General features: G+C 69.3%; 20 protein-coding genes. 3 read left to right on the forward strand and 17 right to left on the reverse strand.

Going from position 1 to position 18,940, the window contains the following annotated elements; genetic code table 11:
- Positions 1-473 precede the first annotated feature (473 nt).
- On the forward strand, positions 474-974 hold the full coding sequence (ybaK, locus tag PKH97_RS04240; protein WP_324386159.1) for a Cys-tRNA(Pro) deacylase: 501 nt from the start codon (positions 474-476) through the stop codon (positions 972-974).
- A 15-nt stretch (positions 975-989) separates the two neighbouring features.
- On the opposite strand, the gene PKH97_RS04245 is transcribed toward ybaK, so the two are convergent.
- Positions 990-1,412 carry an Lrp/AsnC family transcriptional regulator gene (locus tag PKH97_RS04245; RefSeq protein ID WP_324386160.1) on the reverse strand — a complete coding sequence of 141 codons (423 nt, stop codon included), beginning with the start codon at positions 1,410-1,412 and terminating at the stop codon, positions 990-992.
- Positions 1,413-1,487: 75 nt separating this feature from the next.
- Between PKH97_RS04245 and PKH97_RS04250 the strand changes: the two genes are divergently transcribed.
- On the forward strand, positions 1,488-2,417 hold the full coding sequence (locus tag PKH97_RS04250) for a 5'-3' exonuclease (RefSeq protein WP_324386161.1): 930 nt from the start codon (positions 1,488-1,490) through the stop codon (positions 2,415-2,417).
- 34 nt (positions 2,418-2,451) lie between these two features.
- On the opposite strand, the gene PKH97_RS04255 is transcribed toward PKH97_RS04250, so the two are convergent.
- From PKH97_RS04255 to PKH97_RS04290, 8 genes are all read right to left on the reverse strand, one after another.
- Positions 2,452-5,190 carry a DEAD/DEAH box helicase gene (locus tag PKH97_RS04255; RefSeq protein ID WP_324386162.1) on the reverse strand — a complete coding sequence of 913 codons (2,739 nt, stop codon included), beginning with the start codon at positions 5,188-5,190 and terminating at the stop codon, positions 2,452-2,454.
- On the reverse strand, positions 5,187-6,104 hold the full coding sequence (locus PKH97_RS04260) for a YegS/Rv2252/BmrU family lipid kinase (protein WP_324386163.1): 918 nt from the start codon (positions 6,102-6,104) through the stop codon (positions 5,187-5,189). Before PKH97_RS04260 ends, PKH97_RS04255 begins: the two co-directional genes overlap by 4 nt.
- Before the next feature lie 127 nt (positions 6,105-6,231).
- Entirely contained in the window at positions 6,232-6,828 is a 597-nt protein-coding gene (locus PKH97_RS04265; protein ID WP_324386164.1) for a cholesterol oxidase substrate-binding domain-containing protein, read from the reverse strand.
- 90 nt (positions 6,829-6,918) lie between these two features.
- On the reverse strand, positions 6,919-7,695 hold the full coding sequence (gene tatC, locus PKH97_RS04270) for a twin-arginine translocase subunit TatC (protein ID WP_324386165.1): 777 nt from the start codon (positions 7,693-7,695) through the stop codon (positions 6,919-6,921).
- A gap of 67 nt (positions 7,696-7,762) precedes the next feature.
- Positions 7,763-7,996 carry a Sec-independent protein translocase subunit TatA gene (gene tatA / locus PKH97_RS04275; RefSeq protein ID WP_324386166.1) on the reverse strand — a complete coding sequence of 78 codons (234 nt, stop codon included), beginning with the start codon at positions 7,994-7,996 and terminating at the stop codon, positions 7,763-7,765.
- 36 nt (positions 7,997-8,032) lie between these two features.
- Positions 8,033-8,338, reverse strand: coding sequence for a hypothetical protein (locus tag PKH97_RS04280; RefSeq protein ID WP_324386167.1), 306 nt, complete (start codon positions 8,336-8,338; stop codon positions 8,033-8,035).
- Positions 8,335-9,366, reverse strand: coding sequence for a WYL domain-containing protein (locus PKH97_RS04285; RefSeq protein WP_324386168.1), 1,032 nt, complete (start codon positions 9,364-9,366; stop codon positions 8,335-8,337). The genes PKH97_RS04280 and PKH97_RS04285 overlap by 4 nt, the downstream gene beginning before the upstream one ends.
- Positions 9,363-10,355 (reverse strand): WYL domain-containing protein, encoded by a 993-nt coding sequence (locus PKH97_RS04290; RefSeq protein ID WP_324386169.1) that lies wholly within the window; start codon positions 10,353-10,355, stop codon positions 9,363-9,365. Before PKH97_RS04290 ends, PKH97_RS04285 begins: the two co-directional genes overlap by 4 nt.
- Positions 10,356-10,396: 41 nt before the next feature.
- Here PKH97_RS04290 and PKH97_RS04295 point away from each other — a divergent pair, with 41 nt between their 5' ends.
- Entirely contained in the window at positions 10,397-11,524 is a 1,128-nt protein-coding gene (locus PKH97_RS04295; RefSeq protein ID WP_324386178.1) for a DUF3866 family protein, read from the forward strand.
- A 129-nt stretch (positions 11,525-11,653) separates the two neighbouring features.
- Here PKH97_RS04295 and PKH97_RS04300 read toward each other — a convergent pair whose 3' ends face one another.
- The 8 genes from PKH97_RS04300 to PKH97_RS04335 all read right to left on the reverse strand — a co-directional run bounded on the left by PKH97_RS04300 (position 11,654) and on the right by PKH97_RS04335 (position 18,775).
- On the reverse strand, positions 11,654-12,040 hold the full coding sequence (locus tag PKH97_RS04300) for an FKBP-type peptidyl-prolyl cis-trans isomerase (RefSeq protein WP_324386170.1): 387 nt from the start codon (positions 12,038-12,040) through the stop codon (positions 11,654-11,656).
- 35 nt (positions 12,041-12,075) lie between these two features.
- Entirely contained in the window at positions 12,076-13,089 is a 1,014-nt protein-coding gene (locus tag PKH97_RS04305; protein ID WP_324386171.1) for an FKBP-type peptidyl-prolyl cis-trans isomerase, read from the reverse strand.
- Positions 13,090-13,193: 104 nt separating this feature from the next.
- Positions 13,194-14,579 (reverse strand): Pup--protein ligase, encoded by a 1,386-nt coding sequence (gene pafA / locus PKH97_RS04310; protein ID WP_324386172.1) that lies wholly within the window; start codon positions 14,577-14,579, stop codon positions 13,194-13,196.
- A gap of 19 nt (positions 14,580-14,598) precedes the next feature.
- Positions 14,599-15,477: a proteasome subunit alpha gene (gene prcA, locus PKH97_RS04315; protein WP_324386173.1), complete on the reverse strand. Its 879-nt coding sequence runs from the start codon at positions 15,475-15,477 to the stop codon at positions 14,599-14,601.
- Entirely contained in the window at positions 15,474-16,295 is an 822-nt protein-coding gene (gene prcB, locus PKH97_RS04320) for a proteasome subunit beta (protein WP_324386174.1), read from the reverse strand. Before prcB ends, prcA begins: the two co-directional genes overlap by 4 nt.
- Positions 16,292-16,489 carry a ubiquitin-like protein Pup gene (locus tag PKH97_RS04325; RefSeq protein WP_324386175.1) on the reverse strand — a complete coding sequence of 66 codons (198 nt, stop codon included), beginning with the start codon at positions 16,487-16,489 and terminating at the stop codon, positions 16,292-16,294. Before PKH97_RS04325 ends, prcB begins: the two co-directional genes overlap by 4 nt.
- 88 nt (positions 16,490-16,577) lie before the next feature.
- Positions 16,578-18,113, reverse strand: a complete 1,536-nt coding sequence (gene dop / locus PKH97_RS04330; protein ID WP_324386176.1) for a depupylase/deamidase Dop — start codon at positions 18,111-18,113, stop codon at positions 16,578-16,580.
- 20 nt (positions 18,114-18,133) lie between these two features.
- Positions 18,134-18,775 (reverse strand): vWA domain-containing protein, encoded by a 642-nt coding sequence (locus PKH97_RS04335; RefSeq protein ID WP_324386177.1) that lies wholly within the window; start codon positions 18,773-18,775, stop codon positions 18,134-18,136.
- Positions 18,776-18,940: the final 165 nt, after the last annotated feature.

Consider the following 18,940-nt stretch of genomic DNA (forward strand, 5'->3'; position numbering starts at 1 on the left):
ACATTCGCGACGATCAGCGGCCTACCCGGGGCCAGAGAAGGTGACCACACCTAGGTCACACTCCTCGTCCCCTCGCCGGGCAAGAGTGTCTATATCGGGCTCGGCGAGGAAGACCCCATCAGCAAGGCTCTCATCATGGTGACGTCCATGGAGGCCGTTGCCACGGCGCATGAGCCCGAGGACAAATTCGCGAGCTGCGGCGACGGCCTCAGGGACTTCGAGCGTTGAGGCCAAGCCGTCCAACGACAAGAAGACGACACGTCCGACTTCGCCCGAGGATCGGTAGCGCCCGCGGTGTACCCAGAGGTCCTCCGGGAAGAGTTGCAACAGTTCCGGTGCAGTGTTGAAGAAGCCGCGGACCTGCCAGCCGAAGTCGTACCGATTCGCAAAGATGTCTGACAGGCCGATGGATCCGCGGGAGTACCTCTGGCTAGGTTGGCCGGGCTCGCACAAGACGGAAGGGAGGTGCTCCGATGCCGAAGCCCACGCCCAGCAACCCCACCACGCAGGCGACCATGACACTGAGCCGCGCGGGGATTGCCTTCACAACGCACGTATACGTCCACGACCCGGGGACGCAGTCTTACGGGCTAGAGGCCGCGGCGGCGCTGGGCCTGCCACCGGAGGCGGTCTTCAAGACGCTCCTGGTCGACCTCGACGGCGCCCGGGCCAAGGTCGGGGTCGGGATTGTGCCCGTGGACAAGCACCTCGATCTCAAAGCGATCGCCGCGGCCCTCGGCGCCAAGAAGGCGGCCATGTCCGACCCCGCCGTCGCCGAGCGACTGACCGGCTATGTCGTCGGGGGCATCTCGCCGATCGGGCAAAAGCGCGCGCTTGCGACGGTCCTCGATGCGAGCGCGGCGGCTCAGCCGGTCATCTACGTCTCTGGCGGCCGGCGCGGCGTCGATATCGGCCTGGCGCCCGCCGACCTACTGGCCGTCACCGGCGGCCGACTCGGTCCCATCGCCCGCTGACCTGTCAGCCGGCGGCTACTCCCACGGGGTGGACAAGACGATTGTGGTGTGGGTGGAGACGTTCGCGGTCACGCGGATCCGGCCGAGCAACTCCTCTAGCTGACCGGGCGTGGCCACCCGCGCCTTGAGCAGATAGTTCGCATCACCGGCCACCGAATAGCACGCCTCGATCTCGGGCACCCCGCGCAACTTCTCGGGCACATCGTCCGGCGCGGACTGATCGAAGGGCGTCACCTCGATGAAGGCCGTCAGTGGGGCGCCGATCTGGTCGTACGCCACCCGGGCGCCATACCCGAGGATCACCCCACGCTCCTCCAGTCGGCGCACGCGCTGGTGCACGGCCGACGTGGAGAGGCCGACGGCCTTGCCGAGGTCGGTGAAACTCATCCGGCCGTCGGCGCGTAGCAACCGGACAAGTTCGCGATCAAGGTCCTCCACGCATCGAAGACTACGGCCCGGCGCCTCTCGCGGCGCGGAAGTTCCTCGGATCGGCCGGTCGGGCAAGATTGCCGTATGACCGCGCCTCGCCTGATGCTGCTGGATTCCGCGAGCCTGTACTTTCGGGCCTTCTTCGGCGTCCCCGACGACCGCACCGACCCCACCGCTCCCCCGGTCAATGCGGTCCGCGGCTTCCTCGACTTCATCGCCACCCTGGTGCGCGACCACCGGCCCACTGCCCTGATCGCCTGTTGGGACAACGACTGGCGGCCGCAGTTCCGCGTCGACGCCATCCCCAGCTACAAAACCCACCGGCTCGCCGACGGCGCGATCACCGAAGAGGAGGTCCCCGACGCCCTGGCGCCGCAGGTCCCCATCATCGAGCGGGCGCTGGCCGCCCTCGGCATCACCCGGATCGGCGCCGACGGCTATGAGGCCGACGATGTCATCGGCACCCTCGTCGCCCGCCACAAGGGCCAGTTGCCCATCGACGTCGTCACTGGCGACCGGGACCTCTTCCAGGTCGTCGACGACGCAGCCGGCGTGCGGGTTCTCTACACGGCTCGCGGCGGCGTCCGCTCCCCCGATCTGGTCGACCAGGCCTTCCTCGCCGAAAAGTACGGCATCGCCACCGGCGAGCAGTATGCCGATATGGCCACGCTGCGCGGGGATGCCAGTGACGGGCTGCCAGGTGTCGCGGGCATCGGCGAGAAGACAGCGGCGAAGTTGATCACGGCATACGGCTCGCTGGCGGGGCTGCGCGCCGCGATCGACGGGGGCGATCCGGCCATCAAGGGGGCCCAGCGACGCAATCTGGAGGCCGGTTCGGCCTATCTCGACGTGGGTCCGTTGGTGGTCCGCGTCGCACACGACGCGCCGGTGCCGGACGATCCGGGCCTGCTGCCGACCCAGATCGCCGACCTGTCCGCGATGTCGCTTCTCGCCTCGGAATTTGGTTTGACCAGCCCGATGAACCGCGTCATCGACGCCCTCGGCCTGGCGTGACCCTGACCCGCGGCCGTCAACCGGCGCGACGGAATCAGTCCAGCCGATCCGCGGCGACCACCCCGCGCAGGACGGCATCCACCGCGCTCTTGGCCGTTCGGCGCAGGTGCGGTTCATCGGCGGCATTCGCGATCTGGCCGAGCAGATCGACGATCTGCTTGCAGCGCCGCACGAAGTCGCCTGCCGCCAAGTCCTGGTCCTTCAGCACTACCTCGAGGCGCTGACCACTCGCCCACCGGTGCACCGACCAGGCCAGGCCGGCATCCGGGGCGGGCGTGGCCGGCAGGCCGGCCCTCTCCTCGCGGTCAGCGAGGTCCGACCAGATGCGCAGCATCGCCGCGCCGGCGTCCTCGACATTGGCCGTCGGCTGCCGGGGCGTCACCTGCGCGCCGTCGAAGCGCGGCTCGTGGATCAGCATGGAGACGCAGGCCGCGAGCTCCGATCTGTCGAGCTGCTTCCAGACGCCGTGGCGCAGGCACTCGGCGGCCAGCAGATCCCGGTCGGAGTAGAGGCGGCGCAGCCGTTCGCCATCAGCGGTCAAACTCTCGCCGTCGGGGCCGAGATAGCCGATCTCGGTGAGCAGGCCGCAGATGCGCTGGAAGGTCCGAGCCACCGTGTTTGTGCGGGCCTCGACCTGTCGTTGCAGACCGGAGGTCTCCTTCTTCAGGCGCCACCAGCGATCCGACCAGCGGGCGTGCACCTCGCGCTCGGGGCAGGCATGGCACGGGTGCGCCTTGATCTGACGGCGCAGCTCGGCGATGCGCGCATCATCACCGCCGGCCGCGACCGGCGCCTCGGCGGCCGTCTCGCGGGGCCGGGCCGGGGCCTTGATCCGCAGCGTCGTCGCCAGGTCGCGCCGGGACTTGGGCGACTTGGCGTTGAAGTGCTTGGGCACCGGCATCGACCCGAGCGTCACAACGGGCCCGGTCACATCGCTCAGCGCCAGGCGGCGCACCTGCCGGTCTTCGGTCAACACGCTCGGCAGGGTCGTCGCGCCGCGGTAGGTGCGGGACGGCTCCACGACCACCGCCAGCCCGGCGCGCCGGCCGGCGGTCAGCCGGATGATGTCGCCGAGGCGCAGCGACTCCAACGAGACCGCGGCCTCGGCACGACGCGCCGCGGAGCGCGCCTTCGCCCCGTCCTTCTCCAGGGCGGAGAGGCGGTGACGCAACGCGGCATACTCGCGGAAGTCGCCGAGATGACAGTGCATCGCCTCGGCGTAGCCATCCATGGCCTCCTGGCGTTCCGTGCCCTCACGCACCATGCCCACCACCGACCGGTCGGCCTGGAACTGGGCGAAAGACGTCTGCAGCACCTCGGCCGCGCGCGAACGCCCCACTTGCGCAACGAGATTGACCGCCATGTTGTAGGACGGCCGGAAGCTCGAACGCAGCGGGAAGGTGCGCGTCGACGCCAGCCCGGCGACGTGCACCGGGTCCAGGCCGCGTCGCCAGAGCACCAAGGCATGGCCCTCGATATCGATGCCGCGCCGCCCCGCGCGACCGGTCAGCTGGGTGTATTCGGCGGGCGAGAGGTCGACATGCGACTCGCCGTTGAACTTCACCAGCTTCTCCAGCACGACCGTCCGCGCCGGCATATTGATCCCGAGCGCCAAGGTCTCGGTCGCGAAGACGGCTCGCACCGCACCCTGGGTGAAGAGCTCCTCGACGATCTCGCGGAAGGTCGGCAGCATTCCGGCGTGGTGGGCCGCGAAGCCCCGGCTCAGACCTTCGACGAAGTCCCAATAGCCGAGCACCCCGAGGTCCTCATCGGCGATTCCTGCGGCGTGCTCCTCGACCAGCCGACGGTTGCGTTCGCCCTGCTCCTCGGTGATCAGCCGGATCCCGCTGCCGAGCAGTTGACCCACCGCCGCCTCGCACCCGACGCGGCTGAAAATGAAGGTAATCGCGGGCAGCAGTGCCTGCCGGTCCAACTCGCGGATGATGTCGGTGCGCGTCGCCTGCCCACCTGAGGCGACACTGACCGCCGGGCCGGGCCGCCGGCGTCGATCGGGGTCACCTCCGCGTCCGCGAGCGCCGCGCTGGGCGGCGACCGCGGCATACCCGCGCTCCTCGGCGCTTCGGATGGCCTCGGTCAGGTGCGGGTTCAGGCGCGGGATCGCGCCGTCGAGGCGCGGCGCGGCCGTCGAGTCGGCGAAGAGGTCGAACATTCGTTGCCCGACCTGCATGTGCTGCCACAAGGGCACCGGCCGATGCTCGGAGACGATCACCTCGTGGTTGCCGCGGACGGTCTCGAGCCAGTCCCCGAACTCCTCGGCGTTGCTCACGGTCGCCGAGAGGGAGATCAACTGCACCGAGGGCATCAGATGGATGATGACTTCCTCCCAGACCGCGCCCCGGAAGCGGTCGGCGAGGTAATGCACTTCGTCCATGACGACGAAGGCGAGGCCGGTCAGGGTGGAGGACCCGGCATACGTCATATTGCGCAGCACTTCGGTGGTCATCACGACGACGGGGGCGTCGCCATTAATCGAGCTGTCGCCGGTCAGCAGGCCGACGTTCGCGCTGCCGTGCCGGCGGACGAGGTCGGCGTATTTCTGGTTCGACAGCGCTTTGATCGGGGTGGTGTAGAAGGCCTTCTGGCCCCGGGCGAGCGCGAGCGCCACCGCGAACTCTCCCACCACCGTCTTGCCCGCGCCGGTGGGCGCAGCGACGAGCACGCCCTTGCCAGCCTCGACCGCACGGCACGCCTCGACCTGGAAGGGATCGAGCGGGAAATCAAGGCTCGCGGCAAAGCGGGACAGCTCGCTCATGGGGCGTCCAGCCGATCGGGCGCGAAGACGCGCAAGGCGTCGGGGACGATTTCGGCCGTCAGCGGCACCGGCCGCAGCGGCTCGCCGTCCGCCCACGCGGTGATCCCGTGGGCTTCGAGGTCGACCCGCCGCCCACGAATGAGGTGCACGGCGGGGTGGTCGACGTGCGCGCCGCTGAAAACCTTGGGGAAAACGCGCAGGAACTCGGCGCGGCTGACGTGGTTGAGATACATGACATCGAAGAGGCCGTCGTCCATCCGCGCCTGAGGCGCGACCTGCATTCCGCCGCCGTATGACGTGGCGTTGGCCACCAGGACGAGCATCGCCTCAGTCTCGACGCGCGTGCCGTCGACGGTGATCGCATACGGGATGGGCCGGAAGGTCGGCAGTTCGCGGACCACGGCGAGGTTGTAGCGCATCTGCCCCCGAGGCCATCTCCAGCGATTGGCGCGGTCATTGACGACGGCGTCGAAGCCGGCATACAGCACGCCGCCGAACCACGGGCGCGCCTGGTCGTCGAGGACGTGGCCGAGGTCGACCGTCCGGGTCGTGCCGGCGTCGAGAAGCGCGAGGGTGGCGAGCTCGTCGCGCACGGGGATGCGGAGGTTGGCTGCGATGTCGTTGCCGGTGCCGAGGGCGGCTATCAGCAGGGGGACGTCGGTCTGCGCGCAGGCATTGACGCCGAGGTGGACCATGCCATCGCCGCCGGCAACGGCCAGGATGTCGATGCTGCCGTCATGGGTGGCGCGGTGGGCGCGGGCCAGGGCGACCCCGGCACTCGGACCGGCCAGGTCGACGACCTCGTGGCCGCGTTCGCGCAGACCGGCCAGGATGCGTGGGTAGGCCGCCGCCGCCTGACCTTTGCCCGCCGTGGGATTGCTGACCAGGCCGATCCGGCGCGGCGAGGTGCTCATGGCAGGCCACGCTAGTCGCCGGCGGTCTCCGATTCCCGCATCCTCGCCCGACCGTCGGGGCTGAACCGGCCTCTCGACGGGGCTGAACCGGCCACTCGACGGGGCTGAACCGGCCACTCGACGAGGGTTAGATCAGGCGGTCCAGCAGGGGGCTGGCATAGATGCGGGCGGGGTCGAGCGCGGCGAGAGTCGACTTGGCCGACGTCCACGCCGGCCCGAATCTCGCCGGGATGGTCGAGGCAAGCGCCGTCGCGTCGGTGTAGGGCCCGGCCGGGATGTGGGCCCAGCCCTTCGACCACTCGGGCCGGACGACGGCATAGGACGACATCGTGGTGCGCAGGAAGGCCTCGGTCTCGGCGAAGAAGGCGTCGCTGTCCGCTGTCCCGGGCAGGGTGAGCACCGAGAGCCACACGACGGTGTCCAGTTCCGGCCGGCCCGGGAGGGGCGCGGTGGCCGACAAGGTGAGTGGGCATCGCTGCCGGACGGGCTCTGCGCGGCGGTGTCGGTCCCGGTGACCCGGATCGCGACGGGGTTGGCGACGGGATAGCGTCCCGCCGCTGCAGTATGCCGCGACGAAAGCGCTCAGGCCGCCCGGCAGCGTCGGTGGTGACCCGATCCCCGCCGTCGTGATTTCGGCGGCAGTCGCCGGACGTGCCGTCCAGTAGGGAGCGGTGCCGATCGCGGTGAGGAAAGCGCGACGGGAGTGGGGCGCGAGGGGGACCACGGCCTACCTGCGATTCTCGGTTCGTGGGAGTCGAACCGTTGTGCTTGCAGGCTAGGGCGGGTAACGCGATTCCTCGCGCAGAACGAGGAACTAAAGCGGAGAAGCCTGATCGTCGGAGACCTTGGTCCAGTCCGGAGCATTCGCGGCGCGGCGCTTGTCGAAGCGCAGTCCGATCAGAGCCGCGACGAAGTAGAGCACGATGAGCGGCGCCGCCATGAAGAACATCGTGACCGCGTCGGGCGTCGGGGTGACAATCGCGCACACGATGAAGATCACCACCATGGCCGGGCGCCACTGGCGCATCAAACTGCGGCCGGGCAGGGCCCCGACCGCGATCAAGCCGACCAGGGCAACCGGTAGCAGCCAGGTGATGCCGAACGCCAAGATCATCCGCGTCACGAACCGGAAGTAGAGCGCCGCCTCGGGCAGGTTGTAGGCATTCGGCGGGGTGAAGCCGAGCAGGATGTTGACGGCCTTGGGCAGGATCCAGTAGCCGAAGCCGCAGCCGATGAGGAAGAGCGGGATCGTCGCACCGATGAAGGCCAGCGAGATCTTCTTCTCGCGCTTGGTCAGGGCCGGGACGATATAGGCCCAGGCCTGATAGAGCCAGACCGGGCTGGAGAGGATCAGGCCCGTCCACAGCGCCAGATTGATCCGGGTGCTGAACGCAGCCGTCAGACCGGCGAAGTTCAGCGCGACCTTGTCCGCGTCATAGCCGCGCTCGCGAGCGACCTCGGTGATGGGGGCGGTCAGGTGTGCGTAGACGAAGTCGAAGGTGAACCAGCCGACGATCGAGAAGACGACCATCGCGAGGGCGGACTTGACCACCCGGTTGCGGAACTCGATCAGATGCTCAATGAGGGGCATGCGCCCCTCCGGGTTGTCCTTGCGACTCACCCGCGAAGAGCGCCCCGGGACTCGGAGCGCCACCGGATCAGGACTGGTTGTCGGTGCGCGGGCTCTTGTCGTCGCGCAGCGCGTTGCCGTCCTGCGGGCTCGAAGCGTCCTTGCGGGCCTGGTCCTCGGCCTTCATCTCGTTGACCTCGGCCTTGAAGACGCGAGCCGAACGGCCGAGCGAACGGGCCGCGTCGGGCAGGCGCTTCCAGCCGAAAAGGAGAATCACCACCAGGGCGATGATGATCAGCTCGGGGGCACCAAGGCTGGGCATGACGGGCCTTTCGGATGACGGACGTTGGGTAGGAGTCTAACGCCGGGCCCAGCGCGGCAGGTTCGCTTCGCGCCGAGTCCGTCGTTCATTCTCGACGGTCGCACGCGTTGCTGTGCGTTCCCTGTACATCGTCTCTGGGTGCTCGAAGACCGCCAGCCGGGACGGGGCGAGGGGCGGCCGCTCGGCGGCGGAGTCCAGAAGGGCCGTGGCCGCGCCGAGGTCGCCCGCCGCCACGCTCAGCGACTTGGCCGAGCGCCAAGTCGCGCGGGCGCGCCGCCAGATCCACCAGCCACCAGCGCTCAGGATGCCCACAAAGACGAGCAGCCACGCCCACCAGGTCATCGAGCAGGATCCTCATTCGCCGCGGTGCCGTCGCCGGTTTCCCCGAGTGATGTCTGCGTGCGCCCGTAGGCCGCGAGCGCGCGACCCGCGGCAGCGCTGACCTCATGCGCGAGTTCGGGCGGGGCGACGACGCGCACACCGCCACCGGAGCGCAGTGCCAGGCGGCGCACCCAGCCGGTCTCCCCCGCCCGGAGCGTCACCCGGCGCGTGGCCGGGCCGCCCTCCTGCGGCAGGTCCACGGATTCGACCGGGTAATACTCGGCGACCCATTCCCAGCCGGTGCTGAGGTCGAGGGTGATGACCGGGTGGTCTGCGGAGGCGACGAAAGTGCCCGCACTCAGGTCGCGGGTCCGGGCGTCCGGCGGTGGCGTGCCGTCGGCGTCGAGGATCTCGATAGTGGTGATGCGGTCGAGCCGGAAGAGCCGGGTGTCGCTGGCGCGATGGCACCAGCCTTCGAGATACCAGCGTCCCTCAATGCCAAGCAGGCGCATCGGGTCGACATCGCGTTCGGTGCTCTCGTCTCGCGCGGGGACGTGATAGCGCAGGTGGAGGCGGAGGTGCGCCTTGAGGGCATCGGCGACCACGGCCCGGGTGTCGGCCGTCGAGGCGTCATCGAGGACCGCCTCGACCTTGCCGCCCTCCCCCATGATGCTCGCCGCCGCGGCCTCGAGCTTGGCCAGGGCGCGTTCGACGACCGGGGCGTCGGTGACGCCGTCGGCGCCGGCGAGCGCTCGCAAGCCGACCATCAGCGTCAGGGCCTCGGCGCGCGAAAGGCGCAGCGGCCGGGCGATGGTCTCGGCGTTGCGGATGAAAATCTTGCCGCCCTCGGTGGAGACATCGATCAACTCATCGGTCATCGTGCCGTAGCCGCACATGAACAGCAGATCGAGATCGGCCTGCAACTGCGCGACCGAGACCCCGAGCTCGCGGGCCGCCTGATCGATGTCGACGCCCTGCCGGTTGACCAGCCAGGGCACCAGGCTGAGCAGACGTGGGACGCGCGCGCTGGCGCTCTCCGCGATGATCACGCTGCCCCCTCCCGCGCGGAGCCGGCCGCTGCCCCGGTGAGATTGGCGATGACCGCCGCCCGCAGGTCGTCAGGGAGATCGACGATGACGTCGTCAGCGTAGGAGGCGAGCTCGCTCGCGGTGGCCGACCGATCGGCATACGGCAGGCGAAGCGTGGTCCAGTCGGGAGCATCGTCGACGATGTCGCTGCGCGCGCGCAGCGCGTGACCCGTGCCCGGACGCACCCGCACAAGAGCGACGCATGCCGTGTCCGCCTCCCGCCGACGGCCCACCGTGGCGGCCGGATTGTGGTGCGGGGGAACGGCATACGAGCCGGAGGCGCCGACCGTGCGGACCGCGCCGGCGATCCGGCTGAGGCGGAAGACGCGGGGGGCGTCGCGGTCGAGATCGTGGCCGGTGAGATACCAGCGGCCCGAGGCCGTCGCCAGGCCCCAGGGGTGGACACGCCGCGTGGCGGGAGCGTCGTGGCCGGGGCGCGCGTAGTCGAAGCAGACCGGGGTCAACGTCAACAGGGCGTCCAGGAGCGGGGCGAAGGCGGGCTCGCGGGTGGCGACGAGCGGCTCCACGCCGATGAAGGCGTCGCCGTCGGGTTCCACGCCGCCGGCCCGCAGCTTGCGAAGCGCAGTGGCTGCCGGAGCCGCGAGCGTGGCGTGGGACCAGGCGCGCGCGGCGAGGCCGAGGACGGCGAGTTCGTCGGGCTCGAAGTGCAGATCGGGCAGGGCGTAGTCGCGTTCGTGGATGCGATAGCCCGGCTCGTCCTCCCAGGCGGCGGTGATGTCCTCGGTGACCAGCGGGATGCCGAGCTCGCGCAGGTCCTCTTTGTCGCGCTCGAACATCCGCTCGAAGGCCTCGGTGTTGGGGGCGAGACGGTATTGCTCGACGATCTCGCGGATCCGGGCCTTCGGCAGCGGACGCCGCGTATAGAGCAGCGTCATGACGAGGTTCATCAGCCGCTCGGTCTTGGCGGCGGCACTATTGGGCGCGGACATCGCGTCCAACGCTAACCGAGGCGGCTAGCGTTCGCTGCGTGATGCAGTGGCGAGTCGGGACCGTGCGCGAGCGCCGCCGGGCGTGGGGCGGGGCGATCGAGTATGCCGTTGCCGTCGAGCCGGTGGGCGACGCGCGCGAGGGCGGCGCGGATTCGCTCACCGTCCGGGCGCTTGGCTATGCCGACATCGTCGGCTCGCTCGAGGTGGGCGACCGAGTGCTGCTCAACACCTCGGCGTTGGAGCGCGGGTTGGGCACCGGCGGCTATGCCTTCGTCGTGGCGACGCCGGATGCCCGGCCCGCCGACCCGGCGCCCGGGCCGGGGCATATCGTCAAGGCGCGGTACACCCCGCAGCAGCAGCTCGTGCTGGCGATCGATGAGCAGGAGAGCCCGGCGCACGAGGCCTTCTTGGGCGGGCCGGCTGCAGCCGGCGACCTGGACGGCTTCCCCGTCCTCGTTGCCGACCTGCACTCGGCGCTCGCTCCGATCCTGTGCGGCGTCCGGTCGCTGGCCCCGGCGGCGAGGGTCGTCTATGTGATGACGGACGGCGGCGCCTTGCCGCTGGCCTTCTCGATGGCCGTTGCCGGGCTGAGCGAAGCCGGCTGGCTGGCCACGACGATCACCGTCGGCCAGGCGTATGGCGGCAGCCACGAGGCGGTCACCCTGCATTCGGCCCTGCTCGCCGCCAAATATGTCCTCGGCGCCGATCTGGCGGTCGTTACCCAGGGGCCGGGGAATGTCGGCACCGGGACGCCCTTCGGATTCACCGGGCTCGCTGCCGGCGAGGCCCTGAACGCCGTGCACACGCTCGGTGGACGCGGCCTTGGGGCCTTGCGGGTGTCGGCGGCCGACCCCCGCGGTCGGCACTACGGCATCTCGCACCACAGCCGAACGGCATACGGGCGGGTGGTGCTGGGGCGGGCGACGCTGGTCGTCCCGGGGCTGCCCGGCGAATTCGGCGAGCTGGTCGACGCCCAGGCCGACGACCTCGCCCGGGAAACGCACAACCGGCTCACCCTGGCGGGTGAGCCGGTCGACGGGTTGGACGAGGCGCTTGCGACCTCACCGGTCGCGCTGTCGAGCATGGGCCGCGGCCTGGACGCGGACCGGGAGTATTTCCTCGCCAACGCTGCCGCCGGCCGCTACGCCGCCCGCCTCCTGCTGAACTGACCCCCCGTCGAGTGGCCGGTTCAGCCCCGTCGAGTGGCCGGTTCAGCCCCGTCGAGTGGCCGGGCCTCGGCCAGCTTAGGGCTGGACTGGCCTTTCGATGACCCTGAACCGGCCACTCGACGTGAAGCGTCAGCGGACGTCGACCAGGTCGACGACGAAGATCAAGGTCTCGCCGGGCTTGATCGCGCCGCCGGCGCCGCGGTTGCCATACGCCAGGTGGGCGGGAATGGTCAGCTTGCGCCGACCGCCGACCTTCATGCCCGCAATGCCCTGGTCCCAGCCGGGGATGACCTGGCCGACGCCGAGCCGGAAGTCCAGCGGGGCGCCGCGGTTCCACGAGGCGTCGAACTCCTCGCCGGTGGAGTGGGCGACGCCGACATAGTGAGCGCGCACGGTCGAGCCGGCCTTGGCTTCGGCGCCGTCGCCGACGGTGATGTCCTCGATGACGAGGTCCGCGGGCGCCTCACCCTCGGGGAAGTCGATCTCCGGGCGCTCGGTGTTGGGGTCGAATGGCATACGGGCTCTGCTCCTTGGGTAACGAAAACGCGGGTTCAGTAGGCGGCGAGGATGTCGACGACGAAGACGATCGTGTCGGTGCCCTTGATGTCTCCCGAGCCGGCCGAGCCGTAGCCTTCGTCCGGCGGGACGACGAGCAGCAGGCGCGAGCCGACCTTCTGGCCCTCGACGCCCTTGTCCCAGCCGGCGATGACCTTGCCGGCGCCGACGGGGAAGCTGAAGGTTCCGCTGTGCTTGAAGCTTGAGTCGAAGACCTTTCCGTCTCGCCAGAGCGCGCCGGTGTAGGTGACGACGGCGGTCTGGCCCTTCTTGACCGTTGCGCCCTTGCCTTCGATGAGCGGCTGGATAACCAGCTTGGTCGGCGGGTCGGACGTCGGCATCACGAAGCTCGCGTCCTTGCCGTCATTCCACGTGACCTCAGGCAGGCCCTTCTTCGGGGCCACCGTGGTCCCCTCGGCCTTGGCCAGCGGCGTGATCAGGCTCTCGACATCGAACGCGAAAACCAGGGTGTCGGTGGCGCCGATGCCCGCTTGCGCGTTGCCCTGGGCGCCGAAGGCATCGGCCGGCGGAATGGCAACGACGACCCGCTCACCCTTCTTGACCCCGGTCAGCGCCTTGCGCAAGCCGGTCAGGAGAGACTCATCCCCCACATTAAAGCCGCCGGCAGCGGTCGAATAGCTCTCGTCCAGCACCTTGCCGCTGGTCGCGTTGACCAGGGTGTAGTCCACGACCACGACATTCTTGTCGGTGCTCGCGTCGCCCGAACCCTCCTTCAACACGGCGGATTCGTAGGCTCCCACGCCCCAGGGCGTCTTGGCGAAGGTGACCTTCGGGGCCTCCTTCTCGCTCCCGCCGGTCACCTTGACGTCGGCGATCTCGCCGTCGGTCACGGCCGGAGCCGCGGAGGCGGTGGCGCTCCCCGAGGCCGACGACGAGCTATTGCCCGACGTGGCGTCGTCGGAGCCACACGCGCTGACGCCCAGCGCGAGGGTTGTCGCCGCGGCAGCAGCGATCAGGGCACGCCCGGGACGGGCAAAAGCAGAAGTCACGAGTCAACCTCGGTAGTCGGGTCAGCGAAAAGCGGGCCGCGCGCAGCGGCGCATCGACTCCACCCTAACCCGAGCGTTTGTGAGCGCCGTGCGGTTCCCGGCGCTCAGGGCTTGGGCGCGGACGTGGCTCGCATGCTCTCGATGAGGCGCTCCACGCGGGGGTCGCTCGCCAGGAACGGGTCCTTGCACAAGACCGTGCGTTGCGCCTGATCGTTGAGCTTGAGATGCACCCAGTCGACCGTGAAATCCCGGCGCATCTCCTTGGCTGCAGCGATGAAATCGCCCCGCAGCTTGGCCCGGGTCGTCTGGGGCGGTGAGTCCTTCGCCGCCACCACCTCAGCCTCGGTGACCACGCGCTCGGCGAGCCCGCGGCGTTGCAGCATGGCGAACAGGCCGCGGCCGGGCGAGACGTCGTGGTAGGCGAGGTCGAGTTGCGCCATGCGCGGGTGAGCCATCGGCAGGTCGTTCTTCGCGGCATACGTCAGCAGGAGGCGGTGCTTGATGGCCCAGTCGATCTCCCGATCGATGAGCGTATGGTCGCCCGTCTCGACCGCAGTCAGCGTGCGTCCCCACAACTCCAGCACGCGCTTGGTCTGCGGATCGTCGTAGCCCCGCGAATCCGCGAAATCCATTGCCTTGGAGAGGAATTCGCCCTGCAACTCGAGGGCGCTCAATTCGCGGCCGTTGGCGAGTCTGACCGTGCGCCGGCCGGTCAGGTCGTGGCTGATGTCGCGGATGGCACGGATGGCGTTGTCGAGGGTCAGGTCGCGCAGCACGACGCCCTCCTCGATCATCCGCAACACGAGATCGGCGCTGCCGACCTTGAGCAGGGTCGTCGTCTCGCTCATATTGGAGTCGCCGACGATCACGTGCAGGCGGCGAAAGCGCTCTGCGTCGGCGTGCGGCTCGTCACGGGTGTTGATGATCGGGCGGCTTCGGGTGGTCGCCGACGAGACGCCTTCCCAGATGTGATCGGCCCGCTGGCTGAGGCAATAGGTCGCCCCCTTGGCGGTGGCCACGACCTTCCCGGCGCCGCAGATGAGTTGGCGACTGACGAGGAAGGGGATCAGCACCTCGGAGAAGCTCTGGAACTCCCCCGACCGGCCGATCAGATAGTTCTCGTGGCAGCCATAGCTATTGCCGGCAGAGTCGGTGTTGTTCTTGAAGACATAGATCGCTCCGTTGACCCCATCCTCGGCCAGTCGCTGGGTGGCATCGGTGACCAGGTCGTCGAGGATCCGCTCCCCCGCCTTGTCGTGGGCGATCAGCGTGGTGATGTCATCGCACTCCGCCGTGGCGTACTCGGGGTGCGAGCCGACGTCGAGGTAGAGCCGGGAACCATTGCTGAGGAAAACGTTGGAGCTGCGGCCCCACGAGACGACCTTGCGGAAGAGATAACGGGCGACCTCGTCCGGCGTCAGCGTCCGGTGGCCGTCGGCCACGCAGGTGATACCGAACTCGGTCTCGATGCCATAGATGCGCCGTTCCATCGCCTCTCCCCGCTCCGCGTCAATCGCCCTCGGCGCCGTCGCCGGCGCCTTCCTGCGCGTCCTGTTCCGCCGGCCGCTGCGTCTGCGGATTGGTGGACGTATGCCGTGGGCTCGCCGCCACCTGATCGCCGGCCACATCGTGCAGGATGTCGCGATGCCCGGGCTCGCCGTCCTCGGCGGGCGCATCGCTGGTCGGGTCGGACTCGCTGAGCAAGGCGGCCAGAAGGGGCCCGGTGATCCGCCGGAAGGTGCGCCGCGGCCGGGTGCGATCCAGCACGGCGACCTCGAGGCCGCTCTGGTCGAGTTGGCGTGGCTCGCCGCCCGCAGGGTCCATCGCGAGTAGGCGCACCGCCAGGCCCAACGCCTCAGCGAGGGTCATGCCCGGTCGCCACTGCTCCTTCAAGCCGGCTTCGAGCGGCTCGGTGGCCCCGCCCATGGCGAGCCAGCCGACCTCGTCGGCGACGGAGCCGTCATAGGTCAGGCGATAGATCTGATCACCTTCGGGCGTGGTGCCGACCTCGGCGACACAGATCTCGACCTCGTAGGGCTTGCTCTCCTGGATGAAGACGCTGCCGAGGGTCTGGGCGTAGGCGTTGGCCAGCGCCCGCGCACTGACATCGGAGCGGTCATAGGAGTAGCCGCGCAAGTCGGCATAGCGGATGCCGGCCACGCGCAGATTCTCGAACTCGTTGTATTTGCCGACGGCCGCGAAGCCGATGCGGTCGTAGATCTCGGAGACCTTGTGCAGCGCCCGCGAGCGATTCTCGGCGACGAAGGCGATGCCCAAGTCGTAGCCGAGGACGATCACCGAGCGGCCGCGGGCGATGCCCTTGCGCGCGAAATCGGCCCGGTCCTTCATCAACTGTTCGGGCGAGACGTAGAAAGGCTGCTGGCTCATCGGGCCCCTCCCGGGTTGCCGGTGCGGCGAGCGAGGACGGCTTCGACGGCGGCGGCAACCGAGGCATCCTCGGCGAAGCGGGCGCCTTCGGCGTCGACGATGGCCACCGTCGGCCAGATCCGACGCAGCACATCGGGGCCGCCGGTCGCCGAGTCGTCGTCGGCGGCGTCATAGAGCGCTTCGACGGCCACCGACAAGGCCTGCGACTGGTCCATGTCCGGGTGCCAGAGCTTCTTCATCGAGCCCCGGGCGAAGAGCGAGCCAGAGCCGACACTGTGGTGGTTGTGCTCCTCGTAGCACCCGCCGGTCACGTCATAGGAGAAGATCCGCCCGGTCGCGGTGTCCAGGTCGAAGCCACCGAAGATCGGCACGACGGCCAGGCCCTGCATCGCCATCCCGAGGTTGCCGCGGATCATCGCGGCAAGGCGATTCGCCTTGCCTTCCAAGGACATCAGCGTGCCCTCGATCTTTTCGTAATGCTCCAGCTCGACCTGGAAGAGCTTGACCAGTTCGATGGCCAGCCCCGCTGTGCCGGCAATACCGACAACCGAGAATTCATCGGTCGCAAAGACCTTCTCCATATCCCGGTTGGCGATCAGGTTGCCCATCGTGGCCCGGCGGTCGCCGGCCATGATCAGGCCGCCGGCATACGTCAGGACGACGATCGTCGTGCCGTGCGGCGCGTCGATCGACCCCGGTGGCAGTGGGCGCCTGGCAGGCAGCAACTCTGGGGCGTGGGTCGCGACGAACTCGGTGAAGGAGGAGGAACCGGCCGACCGGAAGGTATCCGGCAGCCGGCCCGCGTCGGCAGCCGTCACTGCCCGCCCTTTTGCACGAAGCTCTTGACGAATTCCTCGGCATTGGACTCCAGCACGCCGTCGATCTCGCTGAGCAGGTCGTCGACCTCGCTGTCGATCTGTTCCTTGCGCGCGCTCACCTGCCCAGCGTCGTCCCCGCCGCCCTCGTCCCCGTCCCCGCGACGGGTGGGCCTGATCTGCTCCTGGCCAGCCATGACAACCTCGCTTCTCGGTGCTTTGTTCGAGCCTATGTCACGGAGCCGACAGCGCCCCGGAAGGCACGGCGTGCTCCCGTCGCCGAGGTCAGCGGCGGTCGAGGTCGCCGGTCAGCCCCTCCAGGAGGGCCGCGACATCGGGGCTGACGTCGATGATGTCGCCGACCGCCTCCCGCGTCCCCCGCAGCGGCTCCATCATCGGGATGCGGTGCAGCGTCCGCCGGCCGGGCACTTCGAGGATGATCGAGTCCCAGGACGCGGCGACCACGTCGTCGCCGAAGCGCTCGAGGCACCGGCCGCGGAAGTAGGCGCGCGTATCCTCCGGCGGCTTCGTGACGGCCGCCGCGACCTCGTCCTCGGACACGAGGTCGGTGAACCGGCCACCCGCCCGCAGCTTGTTGAAGATCCCCTTGTCGGGCCGGACATCGGACCATTGAATGTCGATGGCCTTCAGTCGCGGGTCATTCCATTCCATCGCATCGCGCTCGCGATAGGCCTGCAGAAGCTGGAGTTTCGCGACCCAGTCGACCTCGCGGGCCGCACTCATCGGGTCGCTTTCGAGCTTCGCGAGCACATCGGCCCACCACCGCATCACCTCGGCCGTATGCCGTTCGCTCCCCTCCCCGGTCGCCTCCAGTCGCGCGTGGCACAGGTCGTGATAGCGCCAGAGCAACTGCACCGCAGTGAGCTTGCGCCCGTCGTGCAACTCGATCAGCGTCGTCAGGCTCGGGTCGTGCGAGATCGCCTGAAGTGCGGCCACCGGGTTGCGCACCGAGAGGTTGTCGGTCATCGCCCCCGCCTCGATGAGCTCGAGGACCAGTGAGGTGGTGCCCAGCTTGAGCAGGCCCGCAACATCGCAGTGATTCGCGTCGCCGATGATCACATGCAGCCGGCGATACTTGTCGGCGACCGAGTGCGGCTCGTCACGGGTGTTGATGATCGGCCGCTTCAGCGTCGTCTCCAACCCGACCTCGACCTCGAAAAAGTCACTGCGCTGGGCGATCTGGTAGCCCGGGCGCTTCGAGTCGACGCCGAGGCCGACCCGCCCGGACCCGCAGATGACCTGCCGCGCGACAAAGAAGGGCGTCAGGTGCCGGACGATCTCGGCGAAGGGCGTCGAGCGCCGCATGAGGTAGTTCTCGTGCGTGCCATAGGAGGCGCCCTTGCCATCGGTGTTGTTCTTATAGAGGTTGACACCGGGCGGGCTGGCGGCCAGCCGCGCGACGGCGTCGGCCATGATCGCCTCGCCGGCCCGGTCCCAGATCAGCCCGGCCCGGGGGGTGGTCACCTCGGGCGAGCTGTACTCCGGGTGGGCGTGATCGACATACAGGCGGGCACCATTGGTCAGCACGACATTCGCGAGCGTGGGGTCGTCGGTGTCGCCGCCCCACTCGTCGGTCAGTTGCGAGGGGTGCGCGACCCCGCGGCTGATGTCGAAGCCGCGGGCGTCGCGCAGCGGGGCCTCGTCGGCATAGTCCCAGGAGGCGCGCGCCGCGCGTACGCCCTGCGCCTGCGCGTATGCCGTGACCACCTGCCCCGAGAGCACCATCGGGTTGGCGTGCGGCGCCTTGGGCATCGAGATGCCGTACTCGGTCTCGATCCCCATGACGCGCTGCACACCCATGCGGTCAGCCTATGTCGCGCTCATCCGGCCGAGTCGCGACGCTCCTTCTCCGAATACCCGCGCAGCGCGGCGTCGGCCGAGTGCCGGCGGGCCGTGCGCAACTCGCCGACCATGCTTGACGCGGCGGCCATCGCTGGGGCGACGGCACCGCGGGCATACGTCAACGAATTGGCGGCCGCGACCCCGATGCGGGCGCCGACCTCGATAGCGTCCTGATCGGCCCCCATATAGAGGAATTGCCACAGGTAATCGCGTTCCTGCTGCTCGATGAGCGCCTTGACCGCCGCGTGCGTCCACTCCTTGCTGGCGTTCTCCAGGCCATCGGTCATGATCGCGACGACGACGGTGCCCGGGCGCTCTGCCTCGGGCAGGCGCGCGAGAGACTGACCGGCCTCGGTGACCAGGCGGCCGATCGCGTCGAGCAAGGCGGTCGTGCCGCGCGGCTGGAGGGTCAGCGGCTCGACGAGGGCGACGTCGAGATCGGCGTAGACGACCTCGTAGGCGTTGTCGAACTGCGCAAGCGTGACCCGGCATCGCCCAGCCGCGTTGCGCTGCTCGGCGATGAAGGCCGCGAAGCCGCCCTCGGTGTCGGTCTTGATCGACTGCATCGAGCCGCTGCGGTCGAGCAGGAAATACAGATGAGTCAGCGTGCTGTCGGTCATCGTGCTCCTTCGGTGGTGGGTCGGCGGGGCTTGAAGCGCATGGGCGCCGGGGTGGGCGGTGCTGCCGGGGCCGGTGTGCCGGTCTCCGCGTCGTACTGGGCTCGGCGGATGGCGTCCGCGGTCACCCGGCCCGCGTCATTGGCATAGCCGGCGAGGCGAGCCGTG

The sequence above is a fragment of the Nostocoides sp. genome (genome assembly GCF_035343835.1).
Lineage (GTDB): Bacteria > Actinomycetota > Actinomycetes > Actinomycetales > Dermatophilaceae > Nostocoides_A > Nostocoides_A vanveenii.